Source organism: Brachyspira catarrhinii, from assembly GCF_005518285.1.
Taxonomy (GTDB): Bacteria; Spirochaetota; Brachyspiria; order Brachyspirales; family Brachyspiraceae; genus Brachyspira; species Brachyspira catarrhinii.
In genome coordinates this window covers 1-342 of the sequence record NZ_SJDU01000849.1, presented here as the reverse complement: position 1 = coordinate 342, position 342 = coordinate 1, and the positions used below count along the sequence as shown (strand labels likewise).

Below are 342 nucleotides of genomic sequence, written 5' to 3'. Positions count from 1 at the left end.
CTCCTGCCAAATCATAATTACAGCCAACATATGCTATACAATCATTACTATTTACAAAAGAGTTTAAAAGCACTATAGGAAAATTATTATTATGAAGCTCTGATATTTTATTTATAACTCTATTATCATTTATAGCAACTATTGCCATAGCATTAGCTCCTTCTTGAACAGCCTCATCTATAAGCTCCAACTGATTGTCCGCATCAAAATCTTTACAGCGTTTTATAATAACAGACATTCCAAACTCTTCTATTTCTTTTCCTGCAATCTCTATACCTTTTATAACATCTTCAAAAAATACATTATTATAAGTATTAAGTACAGCAGCTATTTTGAATTTCT

The 342-nt window shown here is 29.2% G+C and carries 1 protein-coding gene; it reads right to left on the bottom strand.

The window, feature by feature from the left end; genetic code table 11:
- Positions 1-342: substrate-binding domain-containing protein (locus EZH24_RS13640; protein ID WP_137999502.1), on the bottom strand; the 342-nt coding region annotated here is incomplete at both ends.